The sequence below is a fragment of the Nonomuraea sp. NPDC003754 genome, from assembly GCF_053605785.1.
The window spans coordinates 269,561-284,361 of sequence record NZ_JBSGJX010000006.1 but is presented as its reverse complement, the minus strand read 5'-3'; the positions used below and the strand labels follow the sequence as shown (position 1 = coordinate 284,361).

At 72.0% G+C, this 14,801-nt stretch carries 19 protein-coding genes; 14 read left to right on the top strand and 5 right to left on the bottom strand.

The window, feature by feature from the left end:
* Positions 1-6 precede the first annotated feature (6 nt).
* Complete coding sequence (locus ACWEVS_RS10740; RefSeq protein WP_449924021.1) at positions 7-951, bottom strand: LysR substrate-binding domain-containing protein; 945 nt, start codon at positions 949-951, stop codon at positions 7-9.
* A gap of 95 nt (positions 952-1,046) precedes the next feature.
* Between ACWEVS_RS10740 and ACWEVS_RS10735 the strand changes: the two genes are divergently transcribed.
* The gene (locus ACWEVS_RS10735; protein WP_354907475.1) at positions 1,047-1,598 is read left to right on the top strand and encodes a peroxiredoxin; all 552 of its coding nucleotides are present in this window, start codon (positions 1,047-1,049) and stop codon (positions 1,596-1,598) included.
* Positions 1,595-2,131: a carboxymuconolactone decarboxylase family protein gene (locus ACWEVS_RS10730; protein WP_449924018.1), complete on the top strand. Its 537-nt coding sequence runs from the start codon at positions 1,595-1,597 to the stop codon at positions 2,129-2,131. The genes ACWEVS_RS10735 and ACWEVS_RS10730 overlap by 4 nt, the downstream gene beginning before the upstream one ends.
* A 61-nt stretch (positions 2,132-2,192) precedes the next feature.
* Here the strand turns inward: ACWEVS_RS10730 and ACWEVS_RS10725 are convergent, their stop codons facing one another.
* A complete protein-coding gene (locus ACWEVS_RS10725; RefSeq protein ID WP_452551026.1) occupies positions 2,193-2,840 on the bottom strand; it encodes an alpha/beta fold hydrolase in 648 nt (215 codons plus the stop codon).
* Between the two features lie 142 nt (positions 2,841-2,982).
* Here ACWEVS_RS10725 and ACWEVS_RS10720 point away from each other — a divergent pair, with 142 nt between their 5' ends.
* Together ACWEVS_RS10720 and ACWEVS_RS10715 are read left to right on the top strand one after the other, a co-directional pair.
* Entirely contained in the window at positions 2,983-3,882 is a 900-nt protein-coding gene (locus ACWEVS_RS10720) for a carbamate kinase (protein ID WP_452551024.1), read from the top strand.
* Positions 3,883-4,974, top strand: coding sequence for a barbiturase (locus tag ACWEVS_RS10715; RefSeq protein ID WP_354907471.1), 1,092 nt, complete (start codon positions 3,883-3,885; stop codon positions 4,972-4,974). It begins immediately after the preceding gene.
* Between the two features lie 59 nt (positions 4,975-5,033).
* Here the strand turns inward: ACWEVS_RS10715 and ACWEVS_RS10710 are convergent, their stop codons facing one another.
* On the bottom strand, positions 5,034-5,468 hold the full coding sequence (locus ACWEVS_RS10710) for an RpiB/LacA/LacB family sugar-phosphate isomerase (protein ID WP_452414061.1): 435 nt from the start codon (positions 5,466-5,468) through the stop codon (positions 5,034-5,036).
* Positions 5,469-5,471: 3 nt separating this feature from the next.
* A complete protein-coding gene (locus tag ACWEVS_RS10705; RefSeq protein WP_452551023.1) occupies positions 5,472-6,329 on the bottom strand; it encodes an NAD(+)/NADH kinase in 858 nt (285 codons plus the stop codon).
* Between the two features lie 82 nt (positions 6,330-6,411).
* On the opposite strand from ACWEVS_RS10705, the gene ACWEVS_RS10700 reads away from it, so the two are divergent.
* The 8 genes from ACWEVS_RS10700 to ACWEVS_RS10665 all read left to right on the top strand — a co-directional run bounded on the left by ACWEVS_RS10700 (position 6,412) and on the right by ACWEVS_RS10665 (position 12,195).
* Positions 6,412-6,957: an SseB family protein gene (locus ACWEVS_RS10700; protein ID WP_449924006.1), complete on the top strand. Its 546-nt coding sequence runs from the start codon at positions 6,412-6,414 to the stop codon at positions 6,955-6,957.
* Positions 6,958-7,079: 122 nt separating this feature from the next.
* A complete protein-coding gene (locus tag ACWEVS_RS10695) occupies positions 7,080-7,760 on the top strand; it encodes a prepilin peptidase (RefSeq protein ID WP_452551021.1) in 681 nt (226 codons plus the stop codon).
* Between the two features lie 43 nt (positions 7,761-7,803).
* Positions 7,804-8,985, top strand: a complete 1,182-nt coding sequence (gene aroC / locus ACWEVS_RS10690; protein ID WP_452414058.1) for a chorismate synthase — start codon at positions 7,804-7,806, stop codon at positions 8,983-8,985.
* Positions 8,982-9,482 carry a shikimate kinase gene (locus ACWEVS_RS10685; protein ID WP_452551020.1) on the top strand — a complete coding sequence of 167 codons (501 nt, stop codon included), beginning with the start codon at positions 8,982-8,984 and terminating at the stop codon, positions 9,480-9,482. Before aroC ends, ACWEVS_RS10685 begins: the two co-directional genes overlap by 4 nt.
* Complete coding sequence (aroB, locus tag ACWEVS_RS10680; RefSeq protein WP_452414056.1) at positions 9,479-10,549, top strand: 3-dehydroquinate synthase; 1,071 nt, start codon at positions 9,479-9,481, stop codon at positions 10,547-10,549. The genes ACWEVS_RS10685 and aroB overlap by 4 nt, the downstream gene beginning before the upstream one ends.
* Positions 10,546-10,974, top strand: a complete 429-nt coding sequence (gene aroQ, locus ACWEVS_RS10675; RefSeq protein WP_449923992.1) for a type II 3-dehydroquinate dehydratase — start codon at positions 10,546-10,548, stop codon at positions 10,972-10,974. Before aroB ends, aroQ begins: the two co-directional genes overlap by 4 nt.
* Entirely contained in the window at positions 10,971-11,735 is a 765-nt protein-coding gene (locus ACWEVS_RS10670; protein WP_452551018.1) for an SGNH/GDSL hydrolase family protein, read from the top strand. Before aroQ ends, ACWEVS_RS10670 begins: the two co-directional genes overlap by 4 nt.
* 160 nt (positions 11,736-11,895) lie before the next feature.
* Positions 11,896-12,195 carry a hypothetical protein gene (locus ACWEVS_RS10665; RefSeq protein ID WP_452551017.1) on the top strand — a complete coding sequence of 100 codons (300 nt, stop codon included), beginning with the start codon at positions 11,896-11,898 and terminating at the stop codon, positions 12,193-12,195.
* 7 nt (positions 12,196-12,202) lie between these two features.
* On the opposite strand, the gene ACWEVS_RS10660 is transcribed toward ACWEVS_RS10665, so the two are convergent.
* A complete protein-coding gene (locus ACWEVS_RS10660) occupies positions 12,203-13,096 on the bottom strand; it encodes an NADP-dependent oxidoreductase (protein ID WP_452551016.1) in 894 nt (297 codons plus the stop codon).
* 70 nt (positions 13,097-13,166) lie between these two features.
* On the opposite strand from ACWEVS_RS10660, the gene ACWEVS_RS10655 reads away from it, so the two are divergent.
* Positions 13,167-13,772: a TetR/AcrR family transcriptional regulator gene (locus ACWEVS_RS10655; protein ID WP_452551014.1), complete on the top strand. Its 606-nt coding sequence runs from the start codon at positions 13,167-13,169 to the stop codon at positions 13,770-13,772.
* A gap of 449 nt (positions 13,773-14,221) precedes the next feature.
* Positions 14,222-14,797, top strand: a complete 576-nt coding sequence (locus tag ACWEVS_RS10650) for an NADPH-dependent FMN reductase (RefSeq protein ID WP_449923980.1) — start codon at positions 14,222-14,224, stop codon at positions 14,795-14,797.
* Positions 14,798-14,801: the final 4 nt, after the last annotated feature.

Here is a 14,801-nt window from a genome sequence, read left to right as displayed (position 1 = left end):
GGGCGGTCAGGAGATCACCTTCACCGGCAGCTTGCGCTGCCTGACCGCGCCGCGCACCGCCTTGGCCAGCTGCGCGTACTCCGCGGCCCTGGCCGAGCTCGCCCGGTAGGCCATGCCGATCGTCCTGCCGGGCGCCGGAGGGGCGAACCTGCGCAGCGCCAGCCGTACCCGCTTGCCGGTCTCCACCGGCACCGCCGACTCCGGCAGCAGGGTCACCCCGAGGCCGCCCGCCACCAGCTGGACCAGGGTCGGCAGGCTGGTGGCGTAGGTGGTCGCGGTGGCCCGCGCGCCCACCTCCCTGCACACGTCGATCGCCTGCTCGCGCAGGCAGTGGCCCTGGTTGAGCAGCACGATGTCGAGCCCCTTCAGCGCCGACCTGCGCAGCGGCCCCTCCTCGGCGGCCAGCGGATGGCCCTCCGGTACGGCCAGCAGGAAGTCCTCGTCGTAGAGCGGCTCCTCCACCAGCCCGCTCGTCTCGGTCGGCAGCGCCAGCAGCACCAGGTCGAGCCTGCCCTCCCGGACCTCCTCGACGATCGTCTCGGTCTTGGCCTCGTGGACGGTCAGCTTCAGCAGCGGGAAGCGCTTGGCGAACATCGGCAGCAGGGCGGGCAGCACGTACGGCGCGACCGTCGGGATCACGCCCAGGTGCGCGGGACCGCTGAACGGCTCGCGGTTCCTGGCCACCTCCCCGACCAGGTCGTCGACCGCGGCCAGCACCCGCGTCGCGTGCACCGCCACCCGCTCGCCGGCCGGGGTCAGCAGCACCTTGCGGGTGGTCCGCTCCAGCAGCTGGGTGTCGAGGATCTCCTCCAGCGCGGACACCGACCCCGACAGCGCGGGCTGGCTCATCCTGAGCGCGGTGGCGGCCTCCCGGAAGTGCAGATGGTCGGCCACGGCAAGGAACGCCCGCAGCTGAGCGAGGGTGGGTATGGGCTCACTGATAGGAATCACCTCTCAGATTGGTCCGACTGCTCGATTTCTCGGATCAATGTTAGATGCGGCAACCTGGAGGCACTGACAACGACGTCCTGCAAGGAGACATAGACGTGCTCACCGTTGGTGACAAGTTCCCCGAGTACGAGCTCACCGCCTGCGTCGACCTCGACCCCGAGAAGGCGTTCGCGGAGATCAACCACAAGACCTACGAGGGCAAGTGGCGCGTGGTGTTCTTCTGGCCCAAGGACTTCACCTTCGTGTGCCCCACCGAGATCGCCGAGTTCGGCCGGCTCAACGAGGACTTCGCCGACCGCGACGCCCAGGTGCTCGGCGTCTCCGTCGACTCGGAGTTCGTCCACCACGCCTGGCGCAAGGACCACGAGGACCTGCGCGACCTGCCTTTCCCGATGCTGAGCGACATCAAGCGCGAGCTGTCGTCGGCGCTCGGCGTCCTCGGCGAGGACGGCGTCGCCCAGCGCGCCACCTTCATCGTCGACCCCAACAACGAGATCCAGTTCTCGATGGTGACCGCGGGCTCGGTCGGCCGCAACGTCAAGGAGGTCCTGCGGGTCCTCGACGCCCTGCAGTCCGACGAGCTGTGCCCCTGTAACTGGAACAAGGGCGACAAGGGCCTCGACGCCAAGGCGCTGCTCGGCGCATGAGCATCGACAACCTGAAGTCGGCGCTGCCCGACTACGCCAAGGACACCAAGCTCAACCTGGGCTCGGTCACGACGACGTCGTCGCTGACCGACCAGCAGCTGTGGGGCGCGGTCCTGGCGTGCGCGCTGGCCACCAGGTCCGCGCGGGTCATCGCCGAGGTCGCCGAGGAGGCGTCGGCCATCCTGTCGGCCGAGGCGTTCAAGGCGGCCAAGGCCGCCGCCTCGATCATGGCGATGAACAACGTCTACTACCGCGCCACCCACCTGATCGGCGACGAGCAGTACAGCACCATGCCGGCCAAGCTGCGCATGACCGTCATCGGCAATCCCGGCGTCGACAAGGTCGACTTCGAGCTGTGGTGCCTGGCGGTCTCCGCGGTCAACGGCTGCGGGCGCTGCCTGGAGTCGCACGAGCAGGTGCTGCGCGGCTCGGGCATGCCGCGCGAGCAGATCCAGGAGGCGCTGCGGATCGCCGCCGTCGTCAACGCGACGGCCGCGACCCTGGAGGCCGAGGCCGCCCTCGTGACGGTCTGACCCGCCTGGGCGAAGGGCGCCCCCATTCCGGGGGGCGCCCTTCGTGCTGTCCTGAGGCCGGTCAGCTGTCCAGGAACTCCTCCACGGCCGCCGCGAACTCCCCGGGCGCCGCCGAGTGGATCAGGTGCCCCACGTCGATGGTGACGAGCTTGGCGCCCGGGATGAGGCCGGCCAGCGGCGTGGCGTCGACATGGCTGGACGGCCCGCCCGACAGCACCAGCGTGGGAGCGGTGATGCGGGCCAGCCCCTCGGCCCACGCCGGGTCGGGCGAGACGAACTGGCGCTCGGTCTCGACCATCATGGGGGAGTCGTCCTCCAGCGGCGGCCGGTCCAGCGGCAGCGGCGCCGGCGGATCCTCCAGCACCAGGACCGAGACCAGGTCGGGGTACCTCATGGCCAGGTGGTAGGCGACCGCGCCGCCCAGCGAGTGCCCGATCAGCGCCGCCCGCTCCACGCCGAGCATCCTGAGCAGCGCCGCCACGTCCTCGGCCATCTCGGGCAGCGCGTAGCCGTCCGGCCGCTCGCTGGCGCCGTGGCCGCGCAGGTCGGGCGCGATCACGTGGAAGCGCTCGGCGAAGCGGCGGGTGTGCGGGTTCCAGTGGTTGTGGTCGGCGGTACGGCCGTGCAGCAGGACCAGGGCGGGCGCGGCCGGATCGCCTTCCTCCCGGTAGGCGAGCTCGACGCCGTTGACGTGTGCGATGCGAATCACGTCCGTGAGGCTACCTTCGTGAGAAACGACCGTGAGGCGGCGCCTCCGGTCCTCCTGCCGGGCGCGTCCGCCATGCCACCCGCCCCATCATGGGCAAAGGTTGCCAATGAACGCCCTCCCCGGCGTGGGTAGCGTCGCGACCGTGGGTGAACGGGTACTCGTCGCGCTCGGCGGCAACGCCATGACCGGCCCGGACGGCAGCGCCGCGCCGGGCGAGCAGCGGGCCGCGGTCGAGGCGGCCATGCTCCAGGTCAGGGCGCTCATCGACGCGGGACACCAGGTGGTGCTGACCCACGGCAACGGCCCGCAGGTCGGCAACCTGCTGCTGAAGAACCAGCTGGCCGCCTCCGTCGTGCCGCCGGTGCCGCTCGACTGGTGCGGCGCCCAGACCCAGGCCACCATCGGCACGCTCATCATGAACGCGCTCGTCACCCGCAGCGCCACCGTCGTCACCCGCACCCTGGTCGATGCGCGTGACCCCGCCTTCGAGGAGCCGGTCAAACCGATCGGGCGCTACTTCAGCGAGGCGGAGGCGCGCAGGTTCGAGAAGCTCGGCCAGAGCTGGCGGCGCTTCGAGCGCGGCTGGCGGCGCGTGGTCGCCTCGCCCGAGCCGCTGGAGATCCTCGACGCGGGCGCCGCGACCGCGCTGATCGCCGCGGGGTTCACCGTCGTGGCCGCCGGCGGCGGGGGAGTGCCCGTCGTGCGGCAGGCCGACGGGCGGCTGACCGGCGTGGAGGCCGTCGTCGACAAGGATCTGGCGGCCGCGCTGCTGGCGCGTGCCGTACAGGCCGAGGTGCTGATCATCGCGACCGACGTGCCGAACGCCGTCGTCGGGTACAGCGGGCCTGACCCGCGGCCCGTCGGCCGGATCTCCGCCGGCGAGCTGCGTGTCCTGCACGCCGCCGGGCACTTCGCCGGAGGGAGCATGGGACCGAAGGTGGAGGCGGCCCTGCGTTTCGTCGCAGGCGGGGGCAGGCAGGCCGTGATCACCTCCTTGGAGCACATCGCGAACGCCGATGTCGGTACGAGAGTGGAGAGATAGATGCCGGAACCGATCGAAGTGCGCAAGGTCGCCATCGAGAGCGTGACCGACGCCTCAGGGCTGGAGAAGCTCATCGACGACGGGGTCATCGAGGCGCACAGGGTGCTCGCGGTGATCGGCAAGACCGAGGGCAACGGCGGCGTGAACGACTACACCCGCATCCTGGCCGACACGGCCTTCCGCGAGGTGCTGGCCAGGAAGGGGCATCCCGCGCCCGAGAGCGTGCCGCTGGTCTGGTCGGGCGGCACCGACGGGGTGCTGAGCCCGCACGCCACCATCTTCGCCACCACCGCGAACGCGCCCGCCACCGACGAGCCCAGGGTGTCGGTCGGCGTCGCGATGAGCGAGGTCATCCTGCCGGAGGACATCGGCCGCCCGGCCATGGTGGAGAAGGTCGCCGCGGGCGTGCGCGAGGCCATGAAGGTGGCCGGCATCGACGACCCGCGCGACGTCCACTACGTCCAGACCAAGACGCCGCTGCTCACGCTGGCCACCATCACCGACGCCAAGAACCGCGGCAAGGACACCGCCATCGAGGAGACGGGGCCGTCCATGGACCTGTCGAACTCCACCACCGCGCTCGGCATCGCCGTCGCGCTCGGCGAGATCGAGATGCCCGGCGCCGACCAGATCCACCGCGACCTTTCGCTCTACAGCAGCGTCGCCTCCTGCTCCAGCGGCGTCGAGCTGGACCGGGCGCAGATCGTCGTCGTCGGCAACGTGCGCGGGATCGGCGGCCGCTACCGCATCGGGCACAGCGTCATGAAGGACGCCCTCGACGCCGACGGCATCTGGGCGGCCATCCGCGACTCCGGCATCCCACTGCCCGAGCGGCCGCACCCCTCCGACCTGGGCGGCCGTCTCGTCAACGTGTTCATGAAGTGCGAGGCCGACCCGTCGGGCCGGGTGCGCGGGCGGCGCAACATCATGCTCGACGACTCCGACGTGCACTGGCACCGCCAGATCAAGGCCACGGTCGGCGGCGTCGCCGCCTCGGTCACCGGCGATCCGGCGGTGTTCGTCTCCGTCGCCGCCGTCCACCAGGGACCCTCGGGCGGCGGCCCGGTCGCCGCGATCGCCGACCTGTCCTGACCCCGTACGGCGCGGCGGCCGACGCCCTCCACCACCGGCAGGGCGCGGTGGCCGCGCCGCTATCGCGCCTCGAGGTGCTCGACGTTGGCCCTGTCGGCGGGATCGGCGCTGGGCTCGCCCGCGAACCACGCGTCGAGGATCTCCACCAGCAGCGGCTCGGAGACCGCGCGCAGGCTCAGCGCCAGCACGTTGGCGTCGTTCCACCTGCGCGCGCCGTCGGCGGTGTAGGCGTCGGCGCACAGCGCAGCCCGCACCCCGCGCACCTTGTTGGCCGCGATCGAGGCGCCGGTGCCCGTCCAGCAGCACACCACCGCCTGGTCGGCCCTTCCCTCGGCCACGTCGCGCGCCGCCGCCTCGCTGGCCCACGCCCAGTCGTCACGCTCGGCGGGGTCGAGCGCCCCGTGGGCGATCACCTCGTGGCCCCGCTCGCGCAGCTCCCGCACCAGTTTCGCGGCCACTCCGTCGAGGCTGTCGGCCGCCACCGCGATCCGCATGGCTCAGTCCACTTCCGCGCTGCCGTTGACCCGGAGCTTACGGCGGGCGCGCTCGTAGAAGGTCGTCGTGCCCAGCCGTACCACCCGGGCGGCGCCCGAGACGGCGGTCGCGGTCACGCGGTCGCCGGGGGACAGCCGGCCCATCACCATGCCGTCGACCTCCACGGCCAGCGTGCCGCTGGAGGGCAGCAGCTCCAGGGTGACCCGCTCGTTGGCCGACAGCATCACCGCCCTGTTGAACGTCGAGTGCGCCGCGGCGGGCACCACGAGGAACCCTTCGACCAGCGGCGAGACGATCGGCCCTCCCGCCGAGAAGCTGTAGGCGGTCGAGCCGGTCGAGGTGGCGAGGATGACCGCGTCGGCCGCGTAGCGCACGAACGGGTGTCCCTGCACGGCGACGGCGACCGCGGCGATCCCGTCGCCAGGCACCCGCACCAGCGCGATGTCGTTGAAGGCGGTGACCTCGTGCCCGTCGGTCAGCGTCGTCCGCACCGCCATGCGCGGCTCCACCGTGTAGCGGTGCTCGTCGATGGCCGACAGCGCCTCGGGCAGCTCGTCGACGTCGATCTCGGCGAGGAAGCCGAGCTTGCCGAGGTTCACGCCGAGGACGGGCGTCTCCAGGCCCGCGATCAGCCGCATCGTGCGCAGCATCGTGCCGTCGCCGCCCAGGCTGACCAGCAGGTCGGCGCGCTTGCACAGCTCCTCGGGTTCGACCGCGATCGCGCTGCAGTGGATGCGGTCCACCTCGTCGGGCAGGCCGAGCACCGTGACGCCCCTGGAGACCGCCCACGAGATGATCGTCTGGATCGCCGTCTCGGAGTCACGCCTGGGGTGCAGGACCAGGCCAACCGTTCCGATCATGCCCATGTGCTTCACTGTACGCGGCGCCGCCCGGTGACCGTCCACCGCGACCACACGTGATGCGCCGGTAGTCTGGTCGTTTGTGCCGAGCATTCCGCAACCCCTGGTGCCCAGCGACGACGGCGGCGCCGACGCCTCCGTCGCCGCCGCGCTGACCGCCTTCTCCTCCGGCACGGCCGACGCCACCGCCGTCCTGTCGGCCCTCAGCGGCACCAGGCTGCTGGTGCCCGTCGTGGCGCTGCTGACCTCGTCCGAGGTCGGCGAGCACGGGCTCAAGCAGGAGAAGGAGAGCGAGATGGCGCTCCCCAAGCTGATCGGCAAGGACGGCAGGGAGGCGGTGCTCGCCTTCACCGGCGTCGAGGCGCTCACCAGGTGGCGGCCCGACGCGCGGCCCATCCAGGCCACGACGCCGCAGGTCTGCCAGGCGGCCGTCCACGAGGGGGCGGCGGCCGTGGTGGTCGACGTGGCGGGGCCGGTGCCGTTCGTCATCGAGGGCGGCGTGCTGGAGGCGATGGCCGCGGTCGAGTCCGGCAGGCTCGACGACGTGGGCCCGTCGGTGACGGTGGCCCGCTTCGCCCCCGCGCCCGCTCCCAGGCGCCGCCGCTTTCCCTGGTCCCGCCGGTCCTGACCGCGCGCGGGACAGCAGGGGTGACCGCGGCCGGCGTTCCGCGCGACGGCCGTGACCGCGGGCGTCCGCGACGGGCGAGTCCAACGCCATCGTGACAGCGGGGGGCGTTCCGCGCGACGGCCGTGACGGAAGGACCTGACAGCCGCCGCCGCACCCGCGAGGATGAGCGGGTGGTGGTCTGGGCGGCGGTGGCCGGCTTCGTCGTGGGGTACGTCGTGCGCGCGCTGGCCGAGGGCTTCGAGGCCGACCCCGTGGACACCCGCGCCGAGGCGCGGCGGGTGCTGCGCGGCCTGCGCCGCCGGCCGTCCCTGCGGTTCCCGACCGTCGAACTGGCCACGGCGGCGGTGTTCGCGCTGCTCATCTGGCGGATGCCGGCGGCGTACCTGCCCGCGCTGCTCTACGCGGCAGCGGCGGGCGTCCTGCTCGCCCTGATCGACTGGCGCACCCAGCGGCTGCCCGACCTGATCACCCTGCCGTCCTACCCGATCCTCGCCCTCCTCCTGCTGCCCACCGGGCGGCTCCCCGAGGCGCTGCTCGGCGGCCTCGCCCTGCTGGTCCTGTACGGCGTGCTGTGGTTCGTCCGGCCCACCGCCATGGGCCTCGGCGACGTGAAGCTGGCCGGCCTCATCGGCATGGCCGCCGGCGCGGTGGGCTGGAACGCCTGGGTCGCCGCGGCGCTCGCGGGCCAGTTGCTCGGCGCGCTCTACGCCCTCACCCTCCTTGTCACGAAAAGGGCGGATAAGTCGACCGAATTTCCATTCGGGCCCTTCATGATCGTCGGGGCGCTCTGTCTCGCCTGGTGAGCCATGGCGATCCCACCGCTCCGTACATGGAAGACTTGTCAGCATGTTGCGCTGGTTGACCGCCGGAGAGTCCCACGGCCCCGAACTCGTCGCCATCCTCGAAGGCCTGCCCGCGGGCGTGGAGGTGACCACGGCCGCCATCGACGAGGCGCTGCGCCGGCGCCGTCTCGGCTACGGCCGCGGTGCGCGGATGAAGTTCGAGGAGGACAAGGTCTCCATCGTCGGCGGCCTGCGCCACGGTCGCACGCTCGGCAGCCCCGTCGCCGTCCGCGTCGGCAACACCGAGTGGCCCAAGTGGGAGAAGGTCATGGCGGCCGACCCCGTCGACCCCGCCGAGCTGGAGGGCCTGGCCCGCAACGCGCCCCGCTCGCGCCCCAGGCCCGGCCACGCCGACCTGGCCGGCATGCAGAAGTACGGCTTCGACGACGCCCGCCCGGTGCTCGACAGGGCCAGCGCCCGCGAGACCGCGGCCAGGGTGGCGCTCGGCGAGGTCGCCAGGCGCTTCCTCAAGCAGGCGCTCGGCGTCGAGATCCTCAGCCACGTGGTCTCGATCGGCGCCGCCCAGTCGCCGGGCAACGTCTTCCCGGTCCCCGGCGACCTCGAGGCCATCGACGGCGACCCGGTGCGCTGCATCGACCCCGAGGGCAGCGCGGCCATGGTCGCCGAGATCGACAAGGCGCACAAGGACGGCGACACCCTCGGCGGCGTCGTCGAGGTCCTCGCCTACGGCCTGCCGCCGGGCCTCGGCAGCTACACCCACTGGGACCGCCGCCTCGACTCCCGCCTGGCCGCCGCGCTCATGGGCATCCAGGCCATCAAGGGCGTGGCGGTCGGCGACGGCTTCGAGACCGCCAGGCGTCCCGGCTCGCAGGCCCACGACGAGATCGAGTACACCACCGACGACGGCGTCAGGCGCATCACCAACCGGGCCGGCGGCGTCGAGGGCGGCATGACCAACGGCGAGGTGCTGCGGGTCAGCGCCGCGATGAAGCCGATCTCCACCGTCCCGAGGGCGCTGGCCACCATCGACGTCAAGACCGGCGAGGCGGCCAAGGCCCACCACGAACGCTCCGACGTGTGCGCGGTGCCCGCCGCCGGCATCGTGGCCGAGGCCATGGTGGCGCTGGTGCTGGCCGACGCGGCCCTGGAGAAGTTCGGCGGCGACTCCGTCGAGGAAGTCGCCCGCAACCTGTCCGGCTACCTCTCATCCATGGTGATCAAATGACCAAGGCCGTGCTGATCGGCCCTCCCGGGTCGGGCAAGACGACGGTCGGCCGCCTGCTGGCGGAGCGGCTCGGCGTCGCCTTCCGTGACACCGACGCCGACGTCGAGTCGGTCGCGGGCAAGCCCGTGAGCGACATCTTCATCGAGGACGGCGAGGCGCGCTTCCGCGAGCTCGAGCACGACGCCGTCCGTACGGCCCTGGCCGAGCACGACGGCGTCCTCGCCCTCGGCGGCGGCGCGATCCTGCACGAAGGCACCCAGGCGTTGCTCGACGGGCACACCGTCGTCTACCTCCAGGTGGGGCTCGCCGACGCGGTCCAGCGGGTCGGCCTCGGCTCGGCCCGTCCGCTGCTGGTGCTCAACCCGCGCAGCCAGCTGAAGAAGCTGATGGACGAGCGCCGTCCTGTCTACGAACGGCTCGCCGTGCTCACCGTGGCCACCGACAAGCGCGATCCGGGCGACCTGGTCGAGGAGATCGTGAAGGGGCTGCCCGCATGAGCGCCACGCGCATCACCGTGCGCGGCGACAGCCCCTACGACGTCGTCGTCGGCACCGGCGTGCTGGGCGAGCTGCCCGGCCTGCTCGGCGAGGGCGTGCGCACCGTCGCCGTCGTCCACCCCGCCACGCTGCCCGAGATCTCCCGTCCCGTGTGCGGGGCCCTGGAGGCGGCCGGCTACGACGTGGTCGCGCTGCCCGTTCCCGACGGTGAGTCGGCCAAGACCGTCGAGGTCGCCGCCCAGCTGTGGTCGGCTTTCGGCCGCTACGGCATCAGCCGCTCCGACGCCGTCGTCGGCGTGGGCGGCGGCGCCACCACCGACCTGGCGGGCTTCGTCGCCGGCACCTGGCTGCGCGGCGTCAAGGTCGTCATGGTCCCCACCACGCTCCTGGCCATGGTCGACGCCGCCGTCGGCGGCAAGAACGGCATCGACACCCCCGAGGGCAAGAACCTGGTCGGCACCTTCCTGCCGCCGGCCGGCGTGCTGTGCGACCTGGCGACGCTGCCCTCGATGCCGCGCGCCGACTACGTCGCCGGCCTCGCCGAGATCATCAAGGGCGGCTTCATCGCCGACCCGACGATCCTCATGCTGGTCGAGGACGACCCCGAAGGGGCCACCAGGCCGGAGGGCGAGCACACCCGCCAGCTCATCGAGCGCAAGATCCAGGTCAAGGCCGACGTCGTCGGCGCCGACCTGCGCGAGGCGGGCCTGCGCGAGATCCTCAACTACGGCCACACCCTCGCCCACGCCATCGAGCGTGCCGAGCACTACCAGATCCGCCACGGCGAGGCCGTCGCGATCGGCATGGTCTACGCCGCCGAGCTGTCCCGCCTGGCGGGCCGCGCCGACCTGGTGGAGCGCACCCGCTCCATCCTCACCTCGGTGGGTCTGCCCACCGCCTACCGCAAGGACGCCTGGCCCGAGCTGCGCGACCACATGCGGCTCGACAAGAAGAACCGCGGCGCCAAGCAGCGCTTCGTCGTCCTCGACGGCCTGGCCAGGCCCGGCCGGCTCGAGGACCCGCCGGAGGAGCTGCTGGAGGCCGCCTACCGCGAGGTGGCTCGATGATCTACGTGCTCAACGGCCCCAACCTGTCGCGCCTCGGCACCCGCGAGCCCGACGTCTACGGCGCCGCCACCTTCGAGGACCTGCGCGCGCTGTGCGTCGCGACAGGACGCGAGCTCGGCCTCCACGTCGAGGTGCGGCAGACCGACGACGAGGCCGAGCTGATCGGCTGGATCCACGAGGCGGCCGACGGCAAGATCCCCGTCGTCCTCAACCCCGCTGCCTTCACCCACTACTCCTACGCCCTGCGCGACGCCATCGCCCAGCGCACCGCGCCGCTGATCGAGGTGCACATCTCCAACCCCGCCGCGCGTGAGGAGTTCCGCCACACCTCGGTCGTGGCGGCCGTCGCCACCGGCACCATCGCCGGCTTCGGGCTCCAGTCCTACGTGCTGGCCCTGCGGGCCATCGCGGACCTGGTGCGATGACCCGCTACCGCTCCTTCGTCGCGCTGGGCGACAGCTTCACCGAGGGGCTGAACGACCCCGGCGCGAACGGCCGCTTCCGCGGCTGGGCCGACCGGGTCGCCGAACGGCTGGCACAACTCGAGCCCGACTTCCACTACGCGAACCTCGCCGTGCGGGGCAAGCTCCTCGACCAGATCGTCGCCGAGCAGGTCCCGGCGGCCGTCGCGATGCGGCCCGACCTGGTCAGCTTCTGCGCGGGCGGCAACGACCTGCTCCGGCCCGGCAGCGACCCCGACAGGATGGCCAAGAAGCTCGCCGGCGCCGTCGCCGAGCTGCGCGCGACGGGCGCCGAGGTGCTGTTGTTCACCGGCGTCGACCCGCGCGACACGCCGCTCATGCGGCGCATGCGCGGCAAGTTCGCCGTCTTCTACCTGCACGTGCGCTCCATCGCCGACCGGTACGGCTGCCGCGTCGTCGACCAGTGGTCCCTGCAGTCGATCCGCGACTGGCGGGCGTGGAGCGACGACCGGCTCCACATGAACGAGGAGGGCCACCGCCTGGTCGCCGCCAGGGTGCTCGACGTGCTCGAGGTACCGTGCGACGACTCATGGCTCAGGCAGTGGCCGGCCCGCACCGTCGACCCCAGGGTCAAGCGGCGGGAGGACGCCCGCTGGGTGCGGGAGTTCCTGGTGCCGTGGATGAGCCGGCGCCTGCGCGGCACCTCCTCGGGCGACGGCCTCGACCCCAAGCGCCCCACCCTGGAGCGGTGGAAGCTCTCCTAGTGCCGTTGTCGGTGTGGTGGGTCCCGCCGACGGGGCGGATATATCAGACTTGAGCGATGGCGGAACGGGTCCAGGTTCGGCAGATCGATGACGACGAGGGTCGTCGGCTGCTGCGGATGGTGCGGCGGGCACGGGGTCGGGGTCGGGGTGACCACGCTACGTGCGGATCGCGATCGTCTGCGACGACTACTCCCCGCATCTGACCATCAAGCGATGCCGCCGGGTGGCGGACTGGGCCGAGGCCGACAACGTCGAGATCGCCTACACCCCGACCGACTCCTCGTGGCTCAACCGCATCCAGGCGCAGTTCACCGCCTCGCGCTACTTCGCGCTGGACGGGACCGACCATGCAGGCCAGAAGGAGCAGGGCGGCATGATCCGCCGCCACATCACCTGGCGGAACCGGCATGCAGACAACGTCTGCCTCCGTCAGATCGTCACCAGGGCGAACGTCGCCTGAGGCGGCACTAGACGAGGATGACGCGGCGGCCGCGTGTGTGGCCGGCGCGGCTGTCGATGTGCGCCTTCGCGGCTTCGGCCAACGTGTATGTCTTGTCGACCGGGATGTGGAGCTTCCCCCGCGCGATGAGCGCGGTGGCCTCGGCGAGTGCTTCCGGCACGCTTCCGGCCTCGCCGGAGAACCGGACGCCGAACTGCGGCGCGCTGAGGTCGGCGATGGAGACGACCTTCCGCGGGTCCCGGGTCAGCTCCACGAGTTCGGGAATCACGCCGGAGCCGGCCAGATCGAGGGCTGCGTCGACGGGACCGAGCCGGCGCACTCTGTCGACCCAGCCGGGGCCGTATGTCGTGGCGAGGGCACCGAGGCTGCGCAGATAGTCCTGGTTCGCCGCACCGGCCGTGCCGATCACCGTGATGCCACGGTCGCGGGCGATCTGCAGCACCGCGGACCCGACTCCGCCGGAGGCGCCACTGACAAGGAGCGTCTGCCCGGGCTGGACGCCGACCTGGCCGATGATGCGCAGCGCGGTCTCGACCACGGAGGGATACCCGGCCGCCTCCGCGAAGGACAGGCCGTCGGGCATCCGAGCCCAGGCCGAGAGCACGGCGAACTCGGCGTAGGTGTCAGCGCCTTCGCCGAACACGCGGTCGCCGATGTCGAACCCTTCGACGCCCTCCCCGATCTCGTCGACCACTCCTGAGGCGTCCAGTCCGACTCCGGCGGGCAGCCGGATCGGATGGGCCTTCAGGATCTGGCCTTCACGGATTCTCCAGTCGACGGGGTTCACGCCTGCTGCCCGGACCGCTATGCGTACCTGGCCGGGGCCCGCGTGGGGTTCCTCGGCCTCAATGATGTGCAGGACGTCCGGACCGCCGAACTCGGTGAAGTTCACTTTCTTCATGCGGCAGACCGTAACACTAACGGTTAGCTTTTTGAAACGGTTGTGTTTTCGCATCTGGTAGTGTTACCGCATGACCGAGCAGCCAGGACGCCGCGAGCGAAAGAAGGCCGCGACCCGCCAGAAGATCGCCGACACCGCCCTGCGCCTGTTCGCCGAGCGCGGCTACGACGCGGTGGGCATCCGCGAGGTGGCCGCCGCGGCCGACGTGGCCGTGACCACGCTCTTCTCCCACTTCAGCTCGAAGGAAGCCCTGGTCTTCGAGCAGGACGAGGAATTCGAGCAGCGCCTCGTGCGGGCGGTCACCGACCGCCGGCCGCACGAGGCGCTCATCCCCGCCCTGCGCCGCGAGATCCACGCCATGGTGCAGCACTGCACGGCGGACGGCGCCGCCCCGCTGTGGCGCATGATCGAGGAATCACCGGCGCTGCGGCAGTACGAGGAGTCGATGAGACAGCGCCACGCCCGGTCGCTGGCAACGGCCATCGCCGCCGACCTGGACTTGCCGCAGACCACGCCGACCTGCAGCGCGATCGCACGCTTCGTGGTCGACGCCTTCTCGGTCGCCCGCGAAACGGACGACCCGCGAACCGCGGTGGACGAGATCTTCCGCATGATCGAGGCGGCGTGGGTGGTCGCTGGTGCCACTCCACCTACGCGGGAGAGCGTTGCGGTGTGAGGCGCAGGGGATGGAGAACGCGCCAGCCGGGAACGGATCCCGACCGGCGCGTCGCAAGCTACCGGGCAATCGGTGCCTGATAAGGCACTAGCTCGCGACCGGCGGCAACGCACCTCCTACCGCCGCGCTCGTACCGCCTCACCCCGCGCCCGATGCGCCCGGCTGGCAACCCGGATCCGACAGACCCCGCATACCCCGCCGGCCTCGCGCGCTCGCGTGCGTGGCATGCCTCCCTCGCCCTGCCGTCGCCTCGATCACCCGGCGCCCTGGTCGGCCTGCTCCGTCGGGTCGGCCGTCGCCCGCGACCTGGTTCACCCCCTCCAGCGGGTCGGCCATCGCCGCGCCCCGGCCCGCCCTGCTCCGCGGGATGACCCGCGGCCTGGCCAGGCGGCTCCGCTAGATCCCATCTAGCGACGATCTAGCGCCTCCTTCCTGAAGGGAGGTGCGGGATGAAGGCGACGGACCCGCTGCGGCTGGCTGTGATCATCGGCAGCACACGCGAGGGCAGAGTCGGTGACGGCATCGGCCGCTGGTTCGCCGCCCGCGCAGCGCTCCGCGACGACCTCGAGGTCTCGCTCCTCGATCTGGCCGGCTACGCCTTTCCCTCCGCCTTCCCCGCCGTGCCGACCCCCGCCATGCGGGCCTTCTCGGCCGCGGTGGCGGCGGCGGAGGCGTTCGCCGTGGTCACGCCCGAGTACAACCGCAGCTTCCCCGCCTCGCTCAAGCAGGCGATCGACTTCGCCTACGACGAGTGGCAGGCCAAACCGGTCGGGTTCGTCTCCTACGGCTCGGGGTCCTGCGGGCTCTACGCCATGGAGCAGCTCCGGACCGTCTTCATCGGCCTGCACGCCGTCACCGTGCGTGACGGCGTGGGGATCGACCTGCTCGGCGACGGCGTGGACGACCGCGGCAGGCCGTACGGCAGCGACGCACGCGAGCAGGCCGTCGCCACCTTGCTCGACCAGCTCCTGTGGTGGGGGCTCGCGTTGCGCGAGGCCCGCGCCATCCGGCCCTTCGCCTCCTGAACTC

Excerpts from the sequence above, each read along its gene's own strand:
- ACWEVS_RS10730 (WP_449924018.1), top strand. The coding sequence starts at position 1,595 with ATGAGCATCGACAACCTGAAGTCGGCGCTGCCCGACTACGCCAAGGAC.
- ACWEVS_RS10715 (WP_354907471.1), top strand. The coding sequence starts at position 3,883 with ATGCCGGAACCGATCGAAGTGCGCAAGGTCGCCATCGAGAGCGTGACC.
- ACWEVS_RS10710 (WP_452414061.1), bottom strand. The coding sequence starts at position 5,468 with ATGCGGATCGCGGTGGCGGCCGACAGCCTCGACGGAGTGGCCGCGAAA.
- ACWEVS_RS10705 (WP_452551023.1), bottom strand. The coding sequence starts at position 6,329 with ATGATCGGAACGGTTGGCCTGGTCCTGCACCCCAGGCGTGACTCCGAG.
- aroC (WP_452414058.1), top strand. The coding sequence starts at position 7,804 with ATGTTGCGCTGGTTGACCGCCGGAGAGTCCCACGGCCCCGAACTCGTC.
- ACWEVS_RS10685 (WP_452551020.1), top strand. The coding sequence starts at position 8,982 with ATGACCAAGGCCGTGCTGATCGGCCCTCCCGGGTCGGGCAAGACGACG.
- aroB (WP_452414056.1), top strand. The coding sequence starts at position 9,479 with ATGAGCGCCACGCGCATCACCGTGCGCGGCGACAGCCCCTACGACGTC.
- aroQ (WP_449923992.1), top strand. The coding sequence starts at position 10,546 with ATGATCTACGTGCTCAACGGCCCCAACCTGTCGCGCCTCGGCACCCGC.
- ACWEVS_RS10670 (WP_452551018.1), top strand. The coding sequence starts at position 10,971 with ATGACCCGCTACCGCTCCTTCGTCGCGCTGGGCGACAGCTTCACCGAG.
- ACWEVS_RS10660 (WP_452551016.1), bottom strand. The coding sequence starts at position 13,096 with ATGAAGAAAGTGAACTTCACCGAGTTCGGCGGTCCGGACGTCCTGCAC.
- ACWEVS_RS10655 (WP_452551014.1), top strand. The coding sequence starts at position 13,167 with ATGACCGAGCAGCCAGGACGCCGCGAGCGAAAGAAGGCCGCGACCCGC.
- ACWEVS_RS10650 (WP_449923980.1), top strand. The coding sequence starts at position 14,222 with ATGAAGGCGACGGACCCGCTGCGGCTGGCTGTGATCATCGGCAGCACA.